The 21,962-nt window shown below is 47.6% G+C and carries 21 protein-coding genes; 17 read left to right on the top strand and 4 right to left on the bottom strand.

Annotation, left to right across the window (positions count from 1 at the left end):
* Positions 1 to 533: 533 nt before the first annotated feature.
* Entirely contained in the window at positions 534 to 1,391 is an 858-nt protein-coding gene (locus JOC95_RS00885; protein ID WP_204412558.1) for a MurR/RpiR family transcriptional regulator, read from the bottom strand.
* A 209-nt stretch (positions 1,392 to 1,600) separates the two neighbouring features.
* Here JOC95_RS00885 and gnd point away from each other — a divergent pair, with 209 nt between their 5' ends.
* The 3 genes from gnd (at position 1,601) to gntK (ending at position 5,473) form a co-directional block, all read left to right on the top strand.
* A complete protein-coding gene (gene gnd, locus JOC95_RS00880) occupies positions 1,601 to 2,497 on the top strand; it encodes a phosphogluconate dehydrogenase (NAD(+)-dependent, decarboxylating) (RefSeq protein WP_204412557.1) in 897 nt (298 codons plus the stop codon).
* Between the two features lie 18 nt (positions 2,498 to 2,515).
* Positions 2,516 to 3,859: a GntT/GntP/DsdX family permease gene (locus tag JOC95_RS00875; protein ID WP_204412556.1), complete on the top strand. Its 1,344-nt coding sequence runs from the start codon at positions 2,516 to 2,518 to the stop codon at positions 3,857 to 3,859.
* Positions 3,860 to 3,955: 96 nt separating this feature from the next.
* Positions 3,956 to 5,473: a gluconokinase gene (gntK, locus tag JOC95_RS00870; RefSeq protein WP_239582676.1), complete on the top strand. Its 1,518-nt coding sequence runs from the start codon at positions 3,956 to 3,958 to the stop codon at positions 5,471 to 5,473.
* A gap of 363 nt (positions 5,474 to 5,836) precedes the next feature.
* Here the strand turns inward: gntK and JOC95_RS00865 are convergent, their stop codons facing one another.
* Positions 5,837 to 6,055, bottom strand: a complete 219-nt coding sequence (locus JOC95_RS00865) for a hypothetical protein (protein ID WP_204412555.1) — start codon at positions 6,053 to 6,055, stop codon at positions 5,837 to 5,839.
* A 150-nt stretch (positions 6,056 to 6,205) separates the two neighbouring features.
* Between JOC95_RS00865 and JOC95_RS00860 the strand changes: the two genes are divergently transcribed.
* The 3 genes from JOC95_RS00860 to JOC95_RS00850 all read left to right on the top strand — a co-directional run bounded on the left by JOC95_RS00860 (position 6,206) and on the right by JOC95_RS00850 (position 8,673).
* Positions 6,206 to 7,789 carry a peptide chain release factor 3 gene (locus JOC95_RS00860; RefSeq protein ID WP_204412554.1) on the top strand — a complete coding sequence of 528 codons (1,584 nt, stop codon included), beginning with the start codon at positions 6,206 to 6,208 and terminating at the stop codon, positions 7,787 to 7,789.
* A gap of 146 nt (positions 7,790 to 7,935) precedes the next feature.
* Positions 7,936 to 8,367: a hypothetical protein gene (locus JOC95_RS00855; protein ID WP_204412553.1), complete on the top strand. Its 432-nt coding sequence runs from the start codon at positions 7,936 to 7,938 to the stop codon at positions 8,365 to 8,367.
* 72 nt (positions 8,368 to 8,439) lie between these two features.
* The gene (locus tag JOC95_RS00850; protein WP_204412552.1) at positions 8,440 to 8,673 is read left to right on the top strand and encodes a DUF2198 family protein; all 234 of its coding nucleotides are present in this window, start codon (positions 8,440 to 8,442) and stop codon (positions 8,671 to 8,673) included.
* A 20-nt stretch (positions 8,674 to 8,693) separates the two neighbouring features.
* On the opposite strand, the gene JOC95_RS00845 is transcribed toward JOC95_RS00850, so the two are convergent.
* Positions 8,694 to 9,191 carry a hypothetical protein gene (locus JOC95_RS00845; RefSeq protein WP_204412551.1) on the bottom strand — a complete coding sequence of 166 codons (498 nt, stop codon included), beginning with the start codon at positions 9,189 to 9,191 and terminating at the stop codon, positions 8,694 to 8,696.
* A gap of 190 nt (positions 9,192 to 9,381) precedes the next feature.
* Here JOC95_RS00845 and uvrB point away from each other — a divergent pair, with 190 nt between their 5' ends.
* Entirely contained in the window at positions 9,382 to 11,358 is a 1,977-nt protein-coding gene (uvrB, locus tag JOC95_RS00840) for an excinuclease ABC subunit UvrB (RefSeq protein WP_204412548.1), read from the top strand.
* A 7-nt stretch (positions 11,359 to 11,365) separates the two neighbouring features.
* Positions 11,366 to 14,242: an excinuclease ABC subunit UvrA gene (uvrA, locus tag JOC95_RS00835; protein WP_204412546.1), complete on the top strand. Its 2,877-nt coding sequence runs from the start codon at positions 11,366 to 11,368 to the stop codon at positions 14,240 to 14,242.
* A gap of 107 nt (positions 14,243 to 14,349) precedes the next feature.
* On the opposite strand, the gene JOC95_RS00830 is transcribed toward uvrA, so the two are convergent.
* Positions 14,350 to 14,760, bottom strand: a complete 411-nt coding sequence (locus JOC95_RS00830; RefSeq protein WP_204412544.1) for a hypothetical protein — start codon at positions 14,758 to 14,760, stop codon at positions 14,350 to 14,352.
* Between the two features lie 844 nt (positions 14,761 to 15,604).
* On the opposite strand from JOC95_RS00830, the gene JOC95_RS00825 reads away from it, so the two are divergent.
* The 9 genes from JOC95_RS00825 to JOC95_RS00785 all read left to right on the top strand — a co-directional run bounded on the left by JOC95_RS00825 (position 15,605) and on the right by JOC95_RS00785 (position 21,802).
* Positions 15,605 to 15,907: a hypothetical protein gene (locus JOC95_RS00825; RefSeq protein WP_224839062.1), complete on the top strand. Its 303-nt coding sequence runs from the start codon at positions 15,605 to 15,607 to the stop codon at positions 15,905 to 15,907.
* A 66-nt stretch (positions 15,908 to 15,973) separates the two neighbouring features.
* The gene (locus tag JOC95_RS00820) at positions 15,974 to 17,170 is read left to right on the top strand and encodes a DUF4097 family beta strand repeat-containing protein (protein ID WP_204412542.1); all 1,197 of its coding nucleotides are present in this window, start codon (positions 15,974 to 15,976) and stop codon (positions 17,168 to 17,170) included.
* Position 17,171: 1 nt separating this feature from the next.
* A complete protein-coding gene (locus tag JOC95_RS00815; protein ID WP_204412541.1) occupies positions 17,172 to 17,375 on the top strand; it encodes a PspC domain-containing protein in 204 nt (67 codons plus the stop codon).
* Positions 17,372 to 17,734 (top strand): phage holin family protein, encoded by a 363-nt coding sequence (locus tag JOC95_RS00810; protein ID WP_204412540.1) that lies wholly within the window; start codon positions 17,372 to 17,374, stop codon positions 17,732 to 17,734. The genes JOC95_RS00815 and JOC95_RS00810 overlap by 4 nt, the downstream gene beginning before the upstream one ends.
* 155 nt (positions 17,735 to 17,889) lie before the next feature.
* The gene (hprK, locus tag JOC95_RS00805) at positions 17,890 to 18,825 is read left to right on the top strand and encodes an HPr(Ser) kinase/phosphatase (protein WP_204412539.1); all 936 of its coding nucleotides are present in this window, start codon (positions 17,890 to 17,892) and stop codon (positions 18,823 to 18,825) included.
* Between the two features lie 20 nt (positions 18,826 to 18,845).
* Positions 18,846 to 19,670 (top strand): prolipoprotein diacylglyceryl transferase, encoded by an 825-nt coding sequence (lgt, locus tag JOC95_RS00800; protein WP_204412538.1) that lies wholly within the window; start codon positions 18,846 to 18,848, stop codon positions 19,668 to 19,670.
* A 69-nt stretch (positions 19,671 to 19,739) separates the two neighbouring features.
* Positions 19,740 to 20,657 carry a nucleoside recognition domain-containing protein gene (locus tag JOC95_RS00795; RefSeq protein WP_419096216.1) on the top strand — a complete coding sequence of 306 codons (918 nt, stop codon included), beginning with the start codon at positions 19,740 to 19,742 and terminating at the stop codon, positions 20,655 to 20,657.
* The gene (gene ppaX, locus JOC95_RS00790; RefSeq protein ID WP_204412535.1) at positions 20,647 to 21,297 is read left to right on the top strand and encodes a pyrophosphatase PpaX; all 651 of its coding nucleotides are present in this window, start codon (positions 20,647 to 20,649) and stop codon (positions 21,295 to 21,297) included. Before JOC95_RS00795 ends, ppaX begins: the two co-directional genes overlap by 11 nt.
* Entirely contained in the window at positions 21,290 to 21,802 is a 513-nt protein-coding gene (locus JOC95_RS00785; RefSeq protein WP_204412533.1) for a DapH/DapD/GlmU-related protein, read from the top strand. The genes ppaX and JOC95_RS00785 overlap by 8 nt, the downstream gene beginning before the upstream one ends.
* Positions 21,803 to 21,962: the final 160 nt, after the last annotated feature.

The raw sequence follows: 21,962 nt of genomic DNA, 5'->3' as shown, positions 1-21,962 counted from the left end.
CTTCATACGGTGTAAAAGGTGAGAGAGAGGGAATCAAAAAGGTCGGATGATACCCTCACACGATGGAAAAGGTGCGAGAGAGGGAATCAAAAAGGTCCGATGATACCCTCACACGGTGTAAAAGGTGTGAGAGAGGGAATCAAAAAGGTCGGTTGATATCTTCATACGGTGTAAAAGGTGCGAGGGAGGGAATCAAAAAGGATGGATGATACCCTCACTCAGTGTAAAATGTGTGAGGGAGGGAATCAAAAGTGTCGGATGATACCTTCATACGGTGTAAAAGGTGTGAGAGAGGGAATCAAAAAGGTCGGATGATACCCTCATGCGGTGGAAAAGGTGCGAGGGAGGGAATCAAAAGTGTCGGATGATACCCTCTGTCAAGAGCAAGTGCACAAGAGAGGGAATCAAATACAGCCGGGAGATACCTTGTCTCGCAGTGAAACATGAATTTTCCAAAAACAAAAACCCGCATTCCAAAGCAATACCCCTAAAAGGCACGCCTCAACACGGGCTCCACAACCAAACAAACTCAATCACACTCTCTTAACCGAAATAGCCTTCCGCACCTTCTGCAGCGCTTCTTTCCCGTGCTCCTTCTTCGCCATCAACACATTCACATATATCGCATCGATCATCGCAAGCTGGGCAATCCGTGATGCCAGTGCTTCGGAGCGGTAGTCGGTCTCCTCGGACACAGTATAAAGCGGGATATCCACCTTTTGGCTCAAAGGGGATTTTGCAAAGTTGGTGATACCGATGGTTTTGACACCGTTATCTTGTACAACCTCCAATACATGCATCATGTCCTTCGACGCGCCGGTGTGGGAGATGATGATTGCCACGTCGTCCGAGGTCAATTGACTTGCTGACATGAGCTGCATGTGTGTGTCACTTTGGACGCTGACGGAAATCCCGGTCCGGATGAATTTGTGGTAGGCGTCCATGGCAATGACATTGGAGCCGCCACTTCCGTACAGTTCCACTTTACGAGCCCCAAGTATGGCTTGTACTGTTTGCTTGAAGGACGGTTCATCCAGCACCCTCAGTGTATCTTCAAGCGTTTTCATATTGGAGCGGAACACTTTTTCCGCAACGGTTTTTTCGTTATCGTGCTCCATGATGTTTTCATGGATATCCTGGATCGGTTCCACAATTTCAGTGGCCAGGGCGATTTTCATGGCCTGATAGCCCTTGAAGCCGATGCGCTGGCAGAAACGAAACACAGTGGAGTCGGCCACACCGAGGTCATCTGCAACCTGGTTGATGGTGCTATGGACGATTTTTTGGGGATTATTGAGGATATAGTCAGCGATGACTTGCTCCTTTCCCCTGAACTTCGGATAGTGGGAACGAATGCGCATCATGCAGTATTGCTTCTCTTGAGTGTTCATGGTGCGACCTCCAGAATTAGTAGTCTTACTATCTATCTTAATATGATTCATAGAAAAATAAAATATTTTTTTGATAACGCTTGCAAAAAGGGGAATTTTTTTTCATAATAGGGACATAACAAAAAATATTTTTCCTCAAACAGAAAAATAGATAGAATATTTTTCCGCGCGAATAATCAGTTACACTATGAAGGGAGTTCAAATAAACTATGAAACTAGCAATGATAGGTCTAGGCAAAATGGGATATAACCTGACTCTTAACCTGATCGATAATAAGCATGAGGTGGTTGCTTTTGACGTCGAACGTGAAAACGTTGCCAAAAGCGAACAGCATGGTGCGATACCTGCCTATTCGATTGAAGAGGCGATTGGAAAGCTAGAAACCCCAAAGGTCATCTGGATGATGGTGCCGGCGGGAGAAATCACGGAAAGTGTACTAACCGAGATTAGTAGATTTGTAGGGGAAGGCGACATCATCATCGATGGCGGTAACTCCAATTATAAGGATACGCTGAAGCGTGCGGCTGCACTTGCTGAAAAGGGCGTCCATTACCTCGATGTCGGGACAAGCGGCGGAATGGATGGCGCACGTAACGGGGCCTGCACGATGGTTGGCGGGAATGAAGCGGCATTTCGCCATGTGGAAGAGATTTTCAAAGATATCTGCGTGGAGAATGGATACTTGTATGCCGGTAAATCCGGAAGCGGCCACTTCTTGAAGATGGTACATAACGGAGTGGAATACGGCATGATGCAGTCCATCGCTGAAGGTTTTGACATTCTCGATAAAAGTGATTTCGATTTTGATTATGAAAAGGTTGCAAGGGTATGGAATAATGGCTCGGTTGTCCGCTCATGGCTGATGGAGCTGACGGAGAACGCGTTCAGCAAGGATGCAAATCTGGAAGCGATCAAAGGTGTGATGCACTCGTCCGGTGAAGGAAAATGGACAGTGGAGACTGCACTTGATTTACAGGCGGCAGCCCCGGTGATCACCATGGCACTGATGATGCGCTACCGCTCGCTTGAGACCGATACGTTTTCGGGAAAAGTTGTAGCAGCACTACGAAATGAATTCGGCGGCCATGCCGTTGAAAAAAACTAATCTTAGGAGGAATCTGATATGTCAGGCTCTATGTTGATATTGATCGCAGCAGCAGCTATATTTTTGCTATTATTCTTGGTAATCCGTACAAAGCTACATGCGTTCGTTGCACTTTTACTTGTAAGTTTACTGGTTGGTATCGCTGCAGGCATGCCGCTCAATGAAGTTCTTGCATCCGTCCAGAACGGGATGGGAGGCACCCTCGGGTTCGTAGCGGTCGTAGTCGGACTTGGTGCCATGTTCGGTAAGATGCTGGAGGTTTCCGGAGGGGCAGAACGCCTTGCACAGACACTGATGAAAAAGTTTGGCGAAGAAAAGTCCCAATGGGCGCTTGGTATTACAGGCTTCCTTGTGGCGATCCCGGTATTTTTTGATGTTGGTTTCATCATCCTCGTACCAATCGTTTATGGATTGGCTAGAAAAACAGGGAAATCATTATTGCACTATGGTATTCCATTGCTTGCAGGTCTGGCTGTAACACACAGCTTCATCCCTCCGACACCTGGACCGATCGCGGTTGCAGACTTGATCGGGGCAGATCTTGGCTGGGTCATCCTGTTCGGTGTAATCGCAGGTATTCCGGCAATGATTCTTGCAGGTCCTGTATTCGGTAAATATATCGGTAAAAAGATTCAAGTCGCAGTACCGAAATATATGGAAATGGAAGAAAAAGAGTACGACAAAGATCTACCTGGCTTTGGACTGATCGCCAGCATCATTTTAGTTCCTTTAGTGTTGATCCTAGTGAATACGCTTTCTACAGTTATTTATGAAGAAGGCCACATCGTAAGGGAAATTACTACTTTTGTTGGTCATCCATTCGTGGCATTGACTATTGCAACACTATTAACCTTCTTCTTTTTAGGCACAAAACGTGGCTACAGCAAGCAGGAAATACAGGACATCGCAACAAAAGCCTTGGAGCCTGCAGGTATTATCATCCTTGTAACAGGTGCCGGTGGAGTATTCAAGCAAGTGCTGATTGACTCCGGTGTCGGAGAAGTACTGGGAGATATGATGGCAGGATCTGCATTGCCGCCAATCGTATTGGCGTTCTTGATTGCAGCGGCAGTTCGTGTTGCTCAAGGTTCTGCAACAGTATCAATGGTAACGGCAGCAGGTCTTATCACACCGCTTATCGGCATCCTTGGTCTGGAAGGCCCGGTACTCGGATTGATCGTTATCTCGATTGCATCCGGTGCGACTGTCCTGTCACACGTAAACGACTCCGGCTTCTGGCTTGTGAACAGATACTTCGGACTCGACGTAAAAGACACATTGAAATCCTGGACCGTGATGGAAACGATTATCGGACTGGTCGGATTTGTGGTAGTATTTGTTATTGGAATATTCATCGGGTAGGGACTGGTCCCTCGTCCAACAATGAAAGGATAAAAGCGCTGATCAGGCGCTTTTGTCCGTTGGGCCCAAAAGGAGGAAATCAACTTGGCTAAATACATGTTAGGTGTCGATATAGGAACGACGAGTACGAAGGCGGTGCTTTTTACGAAGAAGGGGGAGGTACGCAGCCAGTTTGCGGTGGAGTATCCCCTGTATACGCCGGAGCTTGGAGCGGCAGAGCAGGATCCTGATGAGATTTTGCAGGCGGTTTTAACTTCGATCCGAGAAGCCGTGAGACTCGGGAACATTCCAGAAAATGAGCTATCACATGTCAGCTTCAGTGCTGCGATGCATAGCGTCATTGCGATTGATGAATTGGGTACGCCGCTTACGAAAAGCATTACATGGGCGGATCAGCGCAGCGAGAAATGGGCGAAAAAGCTGAAGGAGGAGTGGGACGGTCACGAGATTTACCTGCGTACCGGAACTCCGATTCATCCTATGTCTCCTCTGGCAAAACTTGTTTGGCTTCGTAACGACCATCCAGGGGTTTTTGAAAAAGCTGCAAAATTCATTTCCATCAAGGAATATGTCTTCCATAAACTGTTCGGCGAGTATGTTGTTGATTACTCCATCGCTTCAGCCACAGGATTGTTCAATCTGAAAGATCTCACCTGGGATGAAGGAGCTTTATCGGTTGCAGGAGTGGTACCTGAGCAGCTTTCCCGAATCGTTCCGACTACAGAAATCTTCAAAGGGCTGAATCCAGAAATGGCTATTGTGCTGGGAGTCCCCGTTAATGTCCCATTTGTGATCGGAGCCAATGACGGCGTACTTTCGAACCTTGGTGTGAACGCGGTCAAGCCTGGCGTGGTCGCGTTGACAATCGGGACAAGCGGCGCAATCCGTACAGTAACTGACCGTCCTGTAACAGATCCTAAGGGAAGAACATTCTGCTACTCCCTGACTGATAAGCATTGGGTGATCGGCGGCCCTGTCAATAATGGCGGCATGATCATGCGCTGGCTTCGCGATGAACTGTGCGGGGAAGAGGCTGAGGAAGCTGGCCTTGCTGGAATGGATCCTTACGATGTCATCACCTCAAGGATCGCGAGCATCAAGCCTGGTTCGGAAGGTGTCATTTTCCACCCTTACCTGACTGGCGAACGTGCCCCGATTTGGAACGGGAATGCACGCGGGTCCTTCTTCGGCCTCGGCATCCATCATAAAAAAGAGCATATGATGCGTGCGGTCCTTGAAGGGATCAACCTGAATCTCTACACGGTCCTGCTGGCACTCGAGGAAATCATCGGCATTCCGGATAAAATCCATGCAACAGGCGGGTTTGCCCGATCAGAGGTGTGGTGTCAGATGCTGTCCAATATCTTCAACCAGCAGGTAAGCATCCCGGAAAGCGTCGAGAGCTCTTGTCTTGGAGCGGCTGTGCTCGGCTTGTATGCTCTTGGCGAAATCGACAGCTTTGACGTGATGGCGGAGATGGTAGGCTCAACGAACAGCTACTTGCCTGAACCCGAAGCGGTCGAAACATACAAGGAACTCACGCCAATCTTTATCCGATTGAGCCGTTTGTTTCAGGAGGAGTATGATGAGATTGTGAAGTTTCAGCAGCGTTAAGGTAATGTGCCGGAGAGTCTTAGTGCTCTCTGGTATTTTTTTATGAAATATTTGGTAAATGTCCGATAGAACTGGAAAAAAGTTCGATAGAAGGCAGAAAAAGTTCGATAGAAAATCAAAAAAGTTCGATAGAGAGCCAAAAAAGTTCGATAGAATGATAAAAAAGTCCGATAGACCCTAATTCCAGTGAGAGACTTCAAAAATAAAACAGGTATCCACTTTTGATGGAAGATCTGTCACCAATCAATTAGCAAAAAGGTTATGGTAAGCATAGTGTTGAACTAGCTGTTGATTGGAGCACTAGGCGAAGACTCCTACCGCCCCTTGGGTCGCTGCGCCTAGTGCGGAAAACAACAGCGGTGATTAACGGAGCGAACAAAATAAAAGAACGACATTCTCTCTATCCATACCGTAGCGAGATTGTCGTTCTTTTTTATAGATTTTATTCAGTTTTTCTTTCTTCGTCTTCGTCATTTTTGTCGTCAGATTTGCCAATGCATAAGTTCCGCGGCCGTTCTCCGGATTTCTTTTGCCTTCACGTGCAAGCTTTTCACGCAGCTTTTTTGCTTTGCTTTTTGCCATTTTCGTCACTCCTAACATATATTTACAAAGAGTATACAGGATAAACCTTGTATTGGAAATAGGTTTTCACATCTTTGCTATGTTTTATTGGCCTGGGTTTCTGCTATAATATCACTATTGTGTAATTTTTGAGAGGTAGGTACGGAAACTGTGAAAAATGAACTTTTAAATAAAGAGATAGACCGAAGAAGGACGTTTGCGATCATATCGCATCCGGATGCCGGGAAAACGACGCTGACGGAGAAGCTTCTATTATTCGGAAACGTCATCCGTTCAGCTGGTACGGTAAAAGGGAAGAAATCCGGGAAGTTCGCTACTTCCGACTGGATGGAAATCGAGAAAAAACGTGGGATTTCCGTTACGTCGAGTGTCATGAGCTTCGAGTATATGGACCGCCACATCAACATCCTGGATACCCCTGGACATGAAGATTTCAGTGAAGATACGTACCGTACGCTGACTGCAGTGGACAGCGCCGTGATGATCATCGACTGCACAAAAGGGGTCGAGCCTCAGACAATCAAACTATTCAAGGTTTGCCGTATGCGTGGGATTCCTATTTTCACATTCATCAACAAGCTGGATCGTGAAGGAAAAGAGCCGCTTGCACTGTTGGAGGAAATTGAAGAGGTGCTAGGCATTGAATCATATGCGATGAACTGGCCTGTAGGTATGGGGAAACGCTTCTTGGGCGTTTATGACCGCTACAATGAAGTGTTCATCCGCTACCAAGGGAAGGACGAGGAAGATCGCATTCCATTTAAAGATTTGGACGGAGTGGAAGAAATCTCTACACACCCGACGTTCATTCAGGCTAAAGAAGACTTTGAGCTTTTAGAGGAAGCAGGAAATGACTTTTCGATTGAAAAAGTGAAGAACGGTTTGCAGACCCCTGTATTCTTCGGAAGTGCAATCTCCAACTTCGGTGTGGAAATGTTCTTCCGTACGTTCCTGGATCTTGCGAGTGAGCCGCAGCCGCGCCAGACCTCCGAGGAAAAAATTGAACCGCAGGCACCTGGCTTCTCCGGCTTCATTTTCAAAATCCAGGCCAATATGAACCCTGCCCACCGTGACCGCCTGGCATTCCTGCGAATCTGTTCCGGTGTATTCGAACGCGGAATGACGGTATCGGTAGCCCGTACAGGTAAAAGCATCAAGCTGTCCCAGTCGCAGCAGTTCCTTGCATCAGACCGTGAAACGGTGGACCATGCGTACCCTGGTGACATCATCGGAATCTATGATCCCGGTGTGTATCAGATCGGTGACTCGTTATTCGATGGCAACCAGAAGGTCGAATTCGACGAAATCCCTACGTTTGCTCCTGAGCTTTTTGTAAAAGTGGAAGCGAAGAACGTCATGAAAGGGAAGCAGTTCGGAAAAGGCATCACCCAGCTTGTGCAGGAGGGTGCAATCCAGCTGTTCCGTCAATACGGTACCGAAGCATACATTCTTGGAGCTGTAGGTCAGCTTCAATTGGACGTATTCGAATACCGGATGAAGGGCGAGTACAATGTGGAGGTCGTCTACAATATGATCGGCTCCAAGATCCCTCGATGGCTGGAGACACAGGATGTGGATACAAGCCTGTTCGATTCCCGCAACATCCTGGTAAAGGACAGAAACGACCAGTATGTGGCATTGTTTGACAGCGACTTCTCCTTGCGCTGGTTCCAGGAAAAGAATCCTAAAATCGGCTTGATCGATATCATGGCCAATGAAAACGAAAACGAATAATGAATGTTAAGCCCATGCAAATCGCTGCATGGGCTTTTTGTACTAAAAATCCCTTCGCTTACTACAAATGTCGGAAAATGTCTAAATTTATTGTGTTGAGCAGACGATAAATAAATAAAAAGGTTTAGTGGATTTGGGGGATTTTCGTGGGGAATGAGACAACTCTGGATGAATTGGCAGAATGGGAAGGCCTGTACCGGATCAGGAATTATGTGGTGGGAAGTATGACCATCCTGAAGGTCGGAGGGAAGGAAGTCACAACAGGAAGCACACCAGTCTATCTGGATGAGCTGAGTGGGGAGAAATTCCGATTTGTAACCAAGGTCCTTTTGCCTGAGAATAAGGAAATCCTGCTGGGCCTTCGCTTTACGCTATCCCAGCAAACGATGGATTTTAAGGCATACATCAAAGGCGTCAGAATCAACGAAAAGAAGAAGCGTTATACATATCTTGTCGGACTTGTGATGCAGGATGACAAAGAAATCATGAGCGTCATTACCTTTGTGAATAAAATTCAACTGGCAAACAAGCAGAAGAAATTGAGGACTATCACGCGCACGGCGATAGAGGTCGAATAGGAGATTAGTGAGATATGGCTTCAAACCTGTTATAATATCTAGTAGAGAATAGTGAGTGACAGGAAAGAGGTTATGAGTTTGTTATTGGTGAAGATCTTGCTGGCCATAGTTCTGCCCGCGCTGCTTGTGGTGCTGTTCACACGGGTCACTTACAGCTTGTATGTAGGAACAGGGCTGACTATCGCGCTTTTCATCGGTTCCATCATAAAGGGGCATGCCGAAGAATGGTATATCATTTTAATAGATATGATTTCAATTGGGATTGGCTTCATCTACGCAAGGCGAATGGTGAAGAAATTCCGGTGAATGCAAAAAGGAGGCAGACTCTATTCAGGGTCCGTCTCCTTTTTTGCGGTTTCAGCCTCTTTCCGAAATGCTTCCACAGCAGCACGTTCCTCTTCTGTCGTCGTCTCCAACCGTGCCGGACGGACCACCCACACCGGGTCCTTGCCAAAGGTTTCCCCATAGCCTGTCAGCACTCCCGTTAAGGTTACGAGGTCGCCAGCTTCCACAGGCTGTGACGGGGCTTCCGAAACAGTCACAAGTATGGCAGGCAGGAGGGGCTCCTTCAGCTCAAACGTCTGATCGTCCTGTATCCGCACGACCGTGGCAGTCCAGCGCACGGATTTATCTTTGTTCTGATCAATATAATCGTGCACATACACGCCATCCACTTCACTGTATGTAAACTCCTGTGACGGATTTTCCAGTGCTTTCTCATCCAAGTATGAAAACTCAAGACGTTCAGCGGGAATCGTGCCCTGGCTGCAGCCTGCCAACCACATAATTCCGCATAAAATAATGATAAAAAGACTATTTTTCATCCCAATCTCCCTTAAACAGGTTTCACAATTGTTTTACAGGATAACAATAATAGAATAAGAGCCTAATATCAACAAGGATGGCACCCTCCATAAAAATAATCGAATGTCAGTTCGTATTTTTGTTGTTTTGGGTATGCTTTGTGGTAGAATATTGGTAAGAGTTCAGGAACGGAAATGGAGGATTTTGTGAATGGAGCAGTTTGATTTAGTATCAGATTATAAGCCGCAGGGTGACCAGCCTGAAGCGATCCGCCAGATAGTGGAAGGGCTGAATGCAGGCAAGAAGCATCAGACCCTGCTTGGGGCAACTGGGACAGGAAAGACCTTCACAGTGTCCAACGTCATAAAAGAAGTGAACAAGCCGACATTGATCATTGCCCACAACAAAACGTTGGCAGGGCAGTTATATAGTGAATTCAAGGAATTTTTCCCGAACAACGCTGTAGAGTATTTTGTCAGCTATTATGACTACTACCAGCCGGAGGCCTATGTCCCTTCCACGGATACATTCATCGAAAAGGATGCAAGCATCAACGATGAAATCGATAAGCTGCGACATTCGGCTACAGCGTCCCTTTTTGAACGCCAGGATGTCATCATCATCGCCAGTGTTTCGTGCATCTACGGGTTAGGTTCACCGGAAGAGTACCGCGACCTTGTCGTTTCATTGAGAACAGGCATGGAAAAAGAAAGAAACGCCCTGCTTCGCGATCTTGTAGATATCCAATATGCCCGCAACGATATTGATTTTAAACGCGGGACATTCCGTGTAAGAGGCGATGTGGTGGAAATTTTCCCTGCCTCCCGCGATGAGCATTGTATCCGCGTGGAGTTCTTTGGGGATGAAATCGACCGCATCCGTGAAGTGGATGCCCTGACAGGCGAAATTCTTGGAGACCGTAATCATGTTTCCATTTTCCCTGCATCCCACTTCGTAACACGTGAAGAAAAAATGAAAAAAGCGATTGTGAATATACAGGCTGAACTGGAAGAGCGTCTGGTGGAGCTCCGGGAAAACAACAAGCTCCTGGAAGCGCAGCGATTGGAGCAGCGCACCCGCTATGACCTGGAGATGATGGCCGAGATGGGCTTCTGTTCCGGCATCGAGAACTATTCCAGGCATTTGACGCTAAGACCGGCCGGTTCGACTCCCTACACCTTGATCGACTTTTTCCCGAAGGACTTCCTTCTTGTCGTGGATGAGTCGCATGTGACGATCCCGCAGATCAGGGGGATGTTCAACGGGGACCAGGCGAGAAAGCAGGTGCTTGTGGATCATGGCTTCCGTCTGCCCTCGGCAAAGGACAACCGCCCGCTCAGGTTCGAGGAGTTTGAAGAAAAAACGAGCCAGATCGTTTATGTTTCCGCTACACCAGGTCCTTATGAAATAGAGCATACACCGGAAATGATCCAGCAGATCATCCGACCGACAGGCCTATTAGATCCTACGATAGAGGTCCGCCCGATCAAAGGACAGATTGATGACCTGATCGGCGAGATCCACAAACGGGTCGAAATGGATGAAAGAGTACTTGTTACCACCTTAACGAAGAAAATGTCCGAGGATCTGACAGCTTATCTAAAAGAACTTGGCATTAAAGTTGCTTATCTTCATTCTGAAATCAAAACATTGGAGCGGATCGAGATTATCCGTGAGCTGCGCCTAGGAAAATATGATGTACTGGTCGGAATCAACCTATTAAGGGAAGGGCTCGATATTCCGGAGGTCTCCCTTGTCACCATCCTCGATGCGGATAAAGAAGGCTTCCTCCGTTCGGAGCGTTCCCTCATCCAGACCATCGGGCGGGCTGCGCGTAACTCCAACGGACAGGTCATCATGTACGCCGATAAAATAACGAAAAGCATGGAAATCGCCCTGAGCGAGACGAAGCGCCGCCGTGAAATACAGGAAGCGTACAACCTCGAGCACGGCATCACGCCGATGACGATCCAGAAGAAGGTGCGGGATGTCATCAAAGCCACTTTTGCGGCCGAGGACCAAGGGGAATATGATACAAAGGCAATATTAAAACCAAAAAACAAAAAAGAGCGTGCAAAGCTCATAGAAGGTATGGAGCAGGAGATGAAGGACGCCGCAAAAGCACTCGATTTCGAACGGGCTGCCGAGCTTCGTGATCTCATCTTAGAGCTAAAAGCGGAAGGATGACGGAAGAATGGCAATGGATAAGATTGTAGTGAAAGGGGCCAGGGCCCATAACTTAAAAGATATCGATGTGACGATCCCGCGTGATAAGCTTGTCGTCTTGACAGGCTTATCAGGTTCAGGGAAATCGTCCCTGGCGTTTGATACGATTTATGCAGAAGGGCAACGGAGATATGTGGAATCCCTGTCTGCATATGCACGCCAGTTTTTAGGGCAGATGGATAAGCCGGATGTCGATGCGATAGAAGGCCTCTCGCCTGCCATCTCCATCGACCAGAAGACGACCAGCCGCAATCCGCGCTCCACTGTAGGAACGGTCACGGAGATCTATGACTATCTGCGCCTGCTTTTTGCGCGTGTCGGGCGTCCGACATGCCCGAAGCATGGGATTGAAATATCCTCACAGACCATCGAGCAGATGGTGGACCGGATCCTTGAATATCCGGAACGTACAAAGCTGCAAATCCTGGCGCCTGTTGTGCAGGGTCGCAAAGGGACGCATGTAAAGACGCTCGAGGACATCAAGAAACAGGGCTATGTGCGTGTCCGTGTCAACGGGGAAATGGTTGAGGTAACGGATGAAATAGAATTGGAAAAGAATAAAAAGCATTCCATCGAAGTCGTCATCGACCGCATAGTTGTAAAAGAAGGTGTTGCAACACGTCTGTCCGACTCCTTGGAAACTGCTTTGCGCCTTGGTGACGGAAAGGTCATCGTCGACGTGATGGGGGAAGAGGAGCTGCTTTTCAGTGAGCATCATGCCTGCCCGCAATGCGGATTCTCGATCGGTGAGCTTGAGCCGAGGATGTTCTCCTTCAACAGTCCATACGGAGCCTGCCAGAAGTGTGATGGCTTAGGGACAAAACTGGAAGTGGACGTGGATCTGGTATTGCCGAACAAACGTCTCAGTTTGAAGGAGCATGCACTTGCACCATGGGAGCCTACGAGCTCGCAATATTACCCTCAAATGCTACAGGCTGTCTGCAACCATTATGGCATCGATATGGATGTGCCTGTGAGTGAGATCCCGGATCACCTGCTTGATAAGATCCTGTATGGCAGTGGGAAAGATGAAGTCTACTTCCGATATGAAAATGATTTTGGCCAGGTTCGTGAAAGCTATATCCGCTTCGAAGGGGTCATTCCGAATGTGGAACGCCGTTACAAGGAAACGAGCTCCGATTACATCCGCGAGCAGATGGAAAAGTACATGGCGCAACAGCCATGCCCTGGATGTAAAGGGTTCCGTCTTAAAATCGAGAGCTTGTCTGTTCTAATTAACAAACTCCATATCGGAAATGTAACCAACTTTTCCATCGTGGAGGCTATTGAATTCTTTGAAAATATGGATCTAACCGAAAAGGAAAAGAAAATCGCCAACATGATTCTTCGTGAAATCTGTGAGCGGTTAGGCTTCCTTAATAACGTCGGTTTGGATTATCTGACACTGAGTCGGGCGGCTGGAACGCTTTCAGGCGGGGAAGCGCAGCGTATCCGTCTTGCCACCCAAATCGGATCAAGGCTTACAGGTGTCCTCTATATCCTTGATGAACCGTCGATCGGACTGCATCAACGTGACAACGACCGACTCATCCAGACATTGAAAAACATGCGAGATATCGGAAACACCCTGATTGTCGTAGAGCACGATGAGGACACCATGATCGCGGCCGACTATCTGATTGATATCGGACCTGGAGCCGGGGTCCATGGAGGGAATATCGTTTCTGCCGGTACGCCGGAAGAAGTAATGAACGACCCTCATTCCTTGACAGGGCAATATTTATCCGGGAAGAAGTTCATTCCGTTGCCGACCGAAAGGATAGTGGTCAAAGACCGATTCCTCGAAATAGTCGGTGCGAATGAAAACAACCTGAGCAATGTTTCGGTAAAAATCCCGCTAGGATGCTTCGTTGCGGTAACCGGGGTATCAGGGTCCGGAAAAAGTACGCTGATCAACGATATTCTTCACAAGTCATTGGCACAGCGACTGCATAATGCGAAAACAAAGCCAGGGGAGCATAAGGAAATCAAAGGCGTGGAGCATCTCGACAAAGTGATTGATATCGATCAGTCGCCGATCGGGCGTACGCCACGATCCAATCCGGCAACCTACACAGGCGTGTTCGATGATATCCGAGATGTATTCGCCAGTACGAATGAGGCGAAGGTGCGCGGCTATAAAAAAGGACGCTTCAGCTTCAACGTAAAAGGTGGACGCTGTGAGGCTTGCCGTGGGGATGGAATCATCAAGATCGAGATGCATTTCCTTCCGGATGTTTATGTACCATGTGAGGTATGCCATGGAAAGCGTTATAACCGTGAAACTTTGGAGGTCCAGTACAAAGGGAAGAACATTGCCGATATCCTGGAGATGACGGTGGAAGATGCAGTGAGCTTCTTTGAGAACATCCCGAAAATCAAGCGCAAGCTGCAGACTGTCTTTGATGTGGGACTTGGCTATATCACCCTCGGGCAGCCTGCTACGACCCTTTCCGGGGGAGAGGCGCAGCGTGTGAAGCTTGCGTCCGAATTGCATCGCAGATCTACAGGCCGCTCGCTCTATATCCTTGATGAGCCTACCACAGGTCTTCATGTTGATGATATTGCGCGACTGCTTAAGGTGCTTCAGCGATTGGTCGAAAACGGGGATACTGTCCTTGTCATCGAGCACAACCTGGACGTCATTAAAGCTGTCGACTATATGATTGACCTTGGACCGGAGGGTGGCGACAAAGGTGGTACCATCATTGCGACAGGTACACCTGAGGAAATCATCGAAGTGGAAGCTTCCTATACCGGACAGTACTTGAGACCGGTGCTTCTACGGGATCGCGACCGCATGGAGCAGAAGGTGCGAGAAGTTGAAACGGTAAGTAAAGGTTAAAATATAAATCATCAAAAAAGGGCTGGAGCCTTGATGGATAAACCATCATAGCTTCCAGCCCTTTTTCTATAAAACTATTCTAGATCGAGTCGCCTGGTTGTCAGTGACTATTCCTTTGCCTGTTCCTCTTCGACTTTCTTCTCAATGATGTCCTTCAGGAAGCGTACGTCCATTTCATATGTCTTGTCCTTGAAACGTACTTCGCCAGTATTTTCATTCAGTTTACCTTTTAAATGAAAAGAGGCACTTTGGACGATGTATTCCTTTGTGTCTTCATCATAGGTGAAATCTGCTTTGTCGATTTCATTTGTCACGACAGGTCGTATCGTATTTTCCACGTAATTGGTGGAGGACTCTGTGAAGTCAGGGCCGAGAACACCAAAAAATACTAGTGCGACCAGGACAAGCCCTACAATGACAAGCTTTGAAACTATACTTTTCAGGAAGGGAATAACGACGAATAAAACAACCAGTACGATTATGATCGTCAATAAATGCTCCATTACAAAATCAAACATACTCTTCACTCCTTCTACCCTACTTACTACCCACTATACCCAACTATTATTCTACATTATACCATGCATAAGGTTAGAGCCCAAAAGGAGCGTAATACTATTGATACTTAGAGTTTATGTTCCCATTGAACTCCGCTGTTGATTTCCGCACTAGGCTGCGCTTTCCGCGGGGCGTTTGTGGAGCCTCCTCGGCGCATTCGCGCCTGTGGGGTCTCCACTAAACGCTATCTCCCGCAGGAGTCTTCGCCTATTGCTCCAATCAACAGCTGGGATTACGTAATAACCGATAAAAGACTTTAACAAATCAGACTTATATAAGCCTCTAGACGTAGTAGATTGAGATTGAGAATACTGCTGGGGTCTGACTCTTAAAGTGGGAAATTATGCGACAATGTAGTTAGATAGTAATTAAAGAATAAAGAATAAGTGATACGCTCCACTGTTGCTATTATTACAGGAAGACTTGTTATTATACTTTCCCCCTATTGGTTGGAGCGCAAGGGGTGAGACTCCTTGAAAATGCAAGCATTTTCTGCGTGCGATGTATCGCTGCCAGAGCCTTCCTTGTCCTACGGAAGCAGCGTGTCGAGGGAGACCCCACAGGCGCTTTAGCGCCGAGGAGGCTCCAGAGGCCTTCCTGGATAAGCGAATCCCTGAAGCGGAAACCAATAGGGGAGTTTAACGGGGTTATAAAATAACCCACTTTTACAAGCAACAATCTTTACTTTCAAAAGACCATACAGAAAGTGTGAAACTTTTGGGGTGGGGTATGCGTATTAGTAGGTAGTGGGATCCTGGCAGGTTGTCGATGCCGGGACTTGGAAAGGGAAAGGAGGTGGCTGTCTTGGGAAGGAATAATAAGGTATTGTCGGCGTTATGCTACTTCAGTTTGTTTTTTGCACCGTTTCTGTTGCCGCTTGTTGTGTACTTCATTGCGGATGAACAGGAGGTGAAGGGGCATGCTTTTGCCTCACTGCTTTCACATCTGCTGCCTCTGATTGTCGTTCCCTTTTTTGTACTGGGCTTTGGTATGGATCAGGCAGCGGTGGTTTGGTTTATCCTGCTTGTCATCATCGGCGCCGTTTTAGTAATCGGAACTACTGTTTGGAATATTGTTAAAGGCATTCAACTTTTAAAAGAATCATAAATGGCAAACACACTGCCCAATTCATACAACAAAATCATGATGGATATACTAAAGGAGGAAGAGAGAATGGAAGAGCGTAAAAGGATTTTAAAGCTGGTTGAAGAAGGAAAGCTTACGGCGGAAGAGGCAATCATCCTATTGGAGAGCCTGGAAAAGAACAGTCTGGAAAAAGATATCAAGAATGATGAGCTCGTAACCGAGTGGACTAAAAATTCCAAAGCCTCTCAAGATGCAGAGAATGATATTTTTGCAGCATTATCATCGAAGATCTTTTCAAAGACCGGTTCCGGTTCCCAGCAGTGGGAAAAGCAGAAATCGAAGAAAGACTATTCCACCTATAGCAAGCAGGCTTCCTCTTTTAAAAATAACATCCTGGATTTTGTAGGAAGTGCCCTGCAAAAAATAAAGGACCTTGACCTTGATTTCAACTTTGGTCCGTCCACTTCGATCCAACACGTTTTCCAACAGTCCGATGTATATCTGCAGGACATCGATATCGATGTGGCGAATGGAAATGTGAAGATCTTACCGTGGAAGGAAAAGGACGTAAAGATCGAGTGTGAGGCGAAGGTCTACGAAGTGGAAACACAGGATGAGGCCCGCAAGGCATTTTTATCGGAAGTACTGTTCTCGATCGAATCCGGGAAGCTTCGTTTTTCGATTCAGAAGAAGCATTTGAAAGTGGATGCAACGGTTTATATCCCGGAGGCTGAGTACCATAACCTGCATGTGCGCATGTTTAATGGCCGAATCGAAGGGGAAGGTCTACATGTAACGACGATGAAGCTGAAATCAGCCAATGGCTCGATCATGATTGACCGCGCGACAAGCTCTGACATGGAAGTGGAAACGGCGAACGGGCATATCAAGCTGAATGATTGCAACAGCAGGGAGCTCGAGGCAGAAACTATCAACGGGAAGGTTTTTGTCAAAGGGGACATCGAGAAGCTGGATATTCAGAGCTTTAACGGAAACGTGACAGGTGAATTGACTGGGGATTCCGTCCGATCCGTGATGGCGAAAACAAAGACCGGCAGCATCGACTTATTCTTGCCGACAACAAACAGTTTGGAGGCTGAATTGAAGTCCAATCTCGGCGGCTTTACATGTGAAATGCCGGGAATGGATGTTGTGGAAGAGAAAAATGAAGTGGTGCAGAAAGCGATGCACTTTAAAGTGAAGAAAGAAGATGCAGCGCTCACGCATATTTTAGCGGAGACAACGACTGGATCTATCTCCATAAAACCGTACGAGGTGAAATGATTTGAAAAAACTTATTCGTTCCAAATATGACAGAAAACTTGCAGGGGTACTTGGCGGACTTGCCAACTACATGGGAATCGATGCGACACTATTGCGCGTAATTTTCGTTATTGCCCTGTTCCCGACAGGCTTTGTACCGTTGCTTATCACCTACTTTGTGCTCGTATTCCTGATGCCGAATGATGAAGGTGAAATGCGCTCATGAAATGGGCCGCAAGCATATTAGTTAATGCGCTTGTCCTGATCGTCGTATCCGGCTACTTCGATTCCTTCTACTTGAGCGGGGTCGGAGCGGCCATCATCGCAAGCTTGATTCTTGCAGTCTTGAACACGATCGTCAGGCCGATACTTGTACTTCTTACCTTGCCGGTCACCATTTTGTCGCTCGGATTGTTCCTGTTTGTGATCAATGCCATCACCCTTATGCTGACCGCTACTCTGATGGGTGATGCATTCAATATCGACGGCTTCGGCACGGCGATCCTTGCTGCGATTGTCATCTCGTTATTGAATCTATTGATACAAAAAGCGATAGTCGAACCTCTGCAAGACAAAAAGAAATAAGAAAGCAAAGTCCGGAATCCAACCTTCCGGGCTTTTTATTTTCGCCCGATAAGTTTCTGCGCTTAATAATAAAGTTAAAAAGTGCTAAAATGGGAACAGGTTGTTTTTTACATATCGTAATTTATTTTTTTTACATAGCTAAGGAGGTTTTGGCCTTGCCAAAAGTTCGGACGAAGGATCTAATGGAAAAGTTTAATTTTGAATTAATTGCGGGTGAGGAAGGGATCAACCGTCCCATCGCTACAAGTGATATTTCCAGGCCTGGAATTGAGATAGCGGGTTATTTCACTTATTATCCTGCTGAAAGAATTCAGCTATTGGGAAAAACGGAGCTGTCGTTTCTTGATCAGCTGACACCTACCGAGAAAAAGGCCCGTATGGATCAGCTTTGCACGGATATCACACCGGGCATCATCATCTCGCGTGATATGGAGGTGCCTCAGGAATTGGTGGAGGCGGCAGAAAGGGAAAGTGTCCCTTTGATGCGTTCGCCTTTGAAAACGACGCGCCTTTCCTCCCATCTCACCAACTACCTCGAAGGAAAGCTTGCCCCGACAACTGCGGTGCATGGAGTGCTTGTCGATATTTATGGGGTCGGCGTTCTGATTACCGGGAAGAGTGGTGTCGGTAAAAGTGAAACAGCGCTCGAGCTTGTAAAAAGAGGACACCGCCTCGTTGCGGATGATTGCGTGGAAATCCGTCAGGAGGATACGGATACGCTTATCGGGAATTCCCCGGAGCTGATCGAGCACCTGCTGGAGATTCGCGGGCTGGGCATCATCAATGTGATGACTCTGTTCGGGGCTGGAGCTGTTCGCAGCTATAAGAGGATCACGCTTGTTATCAACCTGGAGCTTTGGGATAAAAACAAGCAGTATGACCGTCTTGGCCTTGAAGAGGAAAAGATGAAAATCATTGATGCCGAGGTGACCAAATATACGGTACCGGTCCGTCCTGGACGAAACTTGGCAGTCATCATCGAGGTCGCGGCGATGAACTTCCGCCTGAAGCGTATGGGCATGAACGCGGCAGAACAATTCGCCAATCGCTTATCAGGAGTCATCGATGAAGGGGAACATGAGGATATTTAAACTATGGGAGTGTGGAAGAAATGTTAATGGGTAACATACAGCCGTTGGATCCGATCATGATCAGCTGGCCCATCACCATCTATTGGTATGGGGCGATCATCGGGACCGGGGCTTTGCTGGGTCTATGGATTGCCATGCGCGAATCCGAGCGCCGTGGATTGAATAAAGATGTATTTGTCGATTTAGTGCTCTTTGCCATTCCGATTGCGATTATCTGTGCACGACTCTATTATGTTATTTTTCAATGGGATTATTACGGTGCAAACCCAGGTGAGATCATCAAGATCTGGGAGGGTGGCCTTGCCATCCATGGCGGCTTGATCGGGGCGATTGCGACCGGTGTTGTTTTTGCTAAAATACGGGGAATTTCATTCTGGAAGCTAGCCGACATCGGAGCGCCGAGCATCATCCTTGGCCAGGCAATCGGCCGCTGGGGGAATTTCATGAACCAGGAAGCCCACGGTGGGGAAGTGACACGCGGATTCCTCGAAGGATTGCACTTGCCGCAATTCATCATCGATCAGATGTACATCAACGGGACCTATTACCATCCGACGTTCCTTTATGAATCAATCTGGAACTTTGTCGGCTTTGGACTACTGCTTCTGTTACGCAGGGTGAATCTGCGCCGCGGGGAGCTGTTCCTGAGCTATGTGATCTGGTATTCGATCGGCCGTTTCTTTGTGGAGGGCATGCGTACAGACAGCTTGATGCTGACAGAAAGTCTGCGCATTGCACAGGTCATCTCCATCGCACTTGTATTGCTTGCGATCGGACTGATTGTGGTGCGCCGCATGACTGGCCTTGCCAACAAAAAATATTTGGATACAGATACGGCTTCATAAAAAGAGAAACAACCTAGTGTTGACATAGGGGAGGGGAGCGCCTTGCTAGAGACGTTCAAACGGGGTCTCATGGTCGGACTGAAGACGACCTGGACCTTGGGTAAAGTGATTTTTCCTGTTACTTTGATTGTGGGGATCCTGCAGCATACCTCGATACTGCAATTTATCATTAATGCGATTGCGCCATTGATGGGGATATTCGGACTGTCCGGGGAAGCGGCCATTCCCCTTGTCATCGGGAACTTCCTCAATCTTTATGCGGGGATAGGTGCAATACTGACGCTTGATCTTACGGTAAAGGAGGTCTTCATCCTGGCCGTCATGCTGTCCTTTTCCCATAATCTTCTGGTGGAATCGACGGTTGCGGCGAAAGTAGGCTTGAAGATCTGGGTGATCCTACTTGTCCGCTTAGGTTTGGCGACTTTCTCCGCGATACTCATCAACCTTGTATGGAACGGCGGACAGGAGCTGGCGCAATATGGGCTTGTATCAAAGTCCGAGGAGGCTGTAACAGGGTTCTTTCCTATCATCCTTGATGCGGTACAGCGCGGCTTGATGGGGATTGTCCAGCTTGCCATCATCGTCATCCCATTGATGATTCTTGTGCAATATATGAAAGAGCTTGGCTGGATCAGCGTCTTTTCGAAATGGATGGCACCTTTTATGAAATTGCTTGGGATGAAGGAAAATACGGCAACTACGATGGTAGCTGGCTTGACGATCGGTCTTGCCTATGGTGCAGGGGTGATGATCCAGGCGGTAAAAGAGGATAATGTAAGCAAAAAGGACCTCACGCTTGCTTTTATATTCCTCGTGGCATGCCATGCAGTCGTGGAGGATACCCTGATCTTCATTCCGCTCGGCATCCCGGTCTGGCCATTGCTTGCGATCCGCATTGTGACGGCCATATTGTTGACGATTGCAGTAGCTTTCATCTGGAAGAGAATCGAAGTTTCAAAAAGAAAGGAAGCAACCTATGAGCATTAACACCTTATTGTTTGATTTAGATGGAACATTGATCGATACGAATGACTTGATCATCGAGTCTTTTTTACACACCCTGGGCCACTATTATCCGGATCAGTATCAGCGCGAAGATGTACTGATGTTTCTGGGACCACCTCTTTACGACACTTTTGTCAAAATGGATGAAGCGCGGGTGGATGAGATGATCACCCACTATCGCGATTTCAATTTGTCAAAGCATGATGAGTTGGTGAAGGAGTTCGAAGGCGTCTATGACACGGTGAAGCTCCTTCATGAAAAAGGACTCAAGCTCGGCATCGTCACGACAAAAATGCGCGGAACTGTCGTCATGGGATTAAAACTGACAGGACTTGATGCCTTCTTTGATGTCGTAGTCTGTCTCGATGATGTGACCAACGCCAAGCCTGATCCCGAGCCGATTCACCTGGCACTTCAGCAGCTTGGTTCATCACCTGAGGAGGCGATCATGGTCGGCGACAACTATCATGATATCCTGGCAGGGAAAAATGCCGGCACGAAAACGGCTGCCGTAAGCTGGACGATCAAGGGTGTGGAATACCTGCAGCAGTTTGAGCCGGATTATGTACTGACCCATATGGAAGACATTCTTCCGCTTGTTGGAGTGACCAAGGGTGAGTAGACGGACGACCCGTTATCCGGTGGAGGGTGCAAATTCCCTTTGGCATGTTTACAAAACGGTACCTTTTCTTAAAGTGGTAAAAAACTTCGCCGTCATCCAGCTTGCGAGATACTCGCCATTTCTCGGAATGAAAAATTGGCTGTATCGCACTTTCCTCGGGATGAAGGTCGGCGACCAGACATCCTTTGCCTTGATGGTGATGCTTGATGTGATGTTTCCGGAGAAAATAAGCGTGGGGCGCAATACCGTGATTGGATACAATACGACGATTCTCGCCCACGAATACTTGGTCAAGGAATATCGCCTCGGGGATGTCGAGATCGGCAGCGAGGTCATGATCGGCGCCAATACGACCATTCTTCCTGGAGTTTCTATCGGTGACGGTGCGATAGTTTCCGCCGGTACCCTCGTACATAAGGATGTCGCGCCAGGCGTCTTTGTCGGCGGCAATCCGATGCGCGTCATCTATACAAAGGAAGAGATGGCGGAGCGGTTGAAAATGTAGGATGGATTTAATGCAGTTCACTCGAAATACGTGTGGGCTGTTTTTTTGTGTCTGATTATGACCATCCATGCTCAAGGATAGAGTGTCTTTTTTTAGTCATAATAGGGTATAGGAGCGGTAAAGGCTACTGTGCTGTATTCGCCTCATAGCAGTTTCTACA

The organism is Sutcliffiella tianshenii (assembly GCF_016908565.1).
In the GTDB taxonomy this organism is placed as follows: Bacteria; Bacillota; Bacilli; order Bacillales; family Bacillaceae_I; genus Sutcliffiella_A; species Sutcliffiella_A tianshenii.
The sequence above is the reverse complement of the archived record's forward strand: the minus strand, read 5'-3'. Positions and strand labels throughout refer to the sequence as shown.

Bases quoted from the DNA above. Each gene is read 5' to 3' on its own strand.
- JOC95_RS00885 (WP_204412558.1), bottom strand. From the start codon at position 1,391: ATGAACACTCAAGAGAAGCAATACTGCATGATGCGCATTCGTTCCCAC.
- gnd (WP_204412557.1), top strand. From the start codon at position 1,601: ATGAAACTAGCAATGATAGGTCTAGGCAAAATGGGATATAACCTGACT.
- JOC95_RS00875 (WP_204412556.1), top strand. From the start codon at position 2,516: ATGTCAGGCTCTATGTTGATATTGATCGCAGCAGCAGCTATATTTTTG.
- gntK (WP_239582676.1), top strand. From the start codon at position 3,956: ATGTTAGGTGTCGATATAGGAACGACGAGTACGAAGGCGGTGCTTTTT.
- JOC95_RS00865 (WP_204412555.1), bottom strand. From the start codon at position 6,055: ATGGCAAAAAGCAAAGCAAAAAAGCTGCGTGAAAAGCTTGCACGTGAA.
- JOC95_RS00850 (WP_204412552.1), top strand. From the start codon at position 8,440: ATGAGTTTGTTATTGGTGAAGATCTTGCTGGCCATAGTTCTGCCCGCG.
- JOC95_RS00845 (WP_204412551.1), bottom strand. From the start codon at position 9,191: ATGAAAAATAGTCTTTTTATCATTATTTTATGCGGAATTATGTGGTTG.
- uvrB (WP_204412548.1), top strand. From the start codon at position 9,382: ATGGAGCAGTTTGATTTAGTATCAGATTATAAGCCGCAGGGTGACCAG.
- uvrA (WP_204412546.1), top strand. From the start codon at position 11,366: ATGGCAATGGATAAGATTGTAGTGAAAGGGGCCAGGGCCCATAACTTA.
- JOC95_RS00830 (WP_204412544.1), bottom strand. From the start codon at position 14,760: ATGTTTGATTTTGTAATGGAGCATTTATTGACGATCATAATCGTACTG.
- JOC95_RS00820 (WP_204412542.1), top strand. From the start codon at position 15,974: ATGGAAGAGCGTAAAAGGATTTTAAAGCTGGTTGAAGAAGGAAAGCTT.
- JOC95_RS00810 (WP_204412540.1), top strand. From the start codon at position 17,372: ATGAAATGGGCCGCAAGCATATTAGTTAATGCGCTTGTCCTGATCGTC.
- lgt (WP_204412538.1), top strand. From the start codon at position 18,846: ATGTTAATGGGTAACATACAGCCGTTGGATCCGATCATGATCAGCTGG.
- JOC95_RS00795 (WP_419096216.1), top strand. From the start codon at position 19,740: ATGGTCGGACTGAAGACGACCTGGACCTTGGGTAAAGTGATTTTTCCT.
- ppaX (WP_204412535.1), top strand. From the start codon at position 20,647: ATGAGCATTAACACCTTATTGTTTGATTTAGATGGAACATTGATCGAT.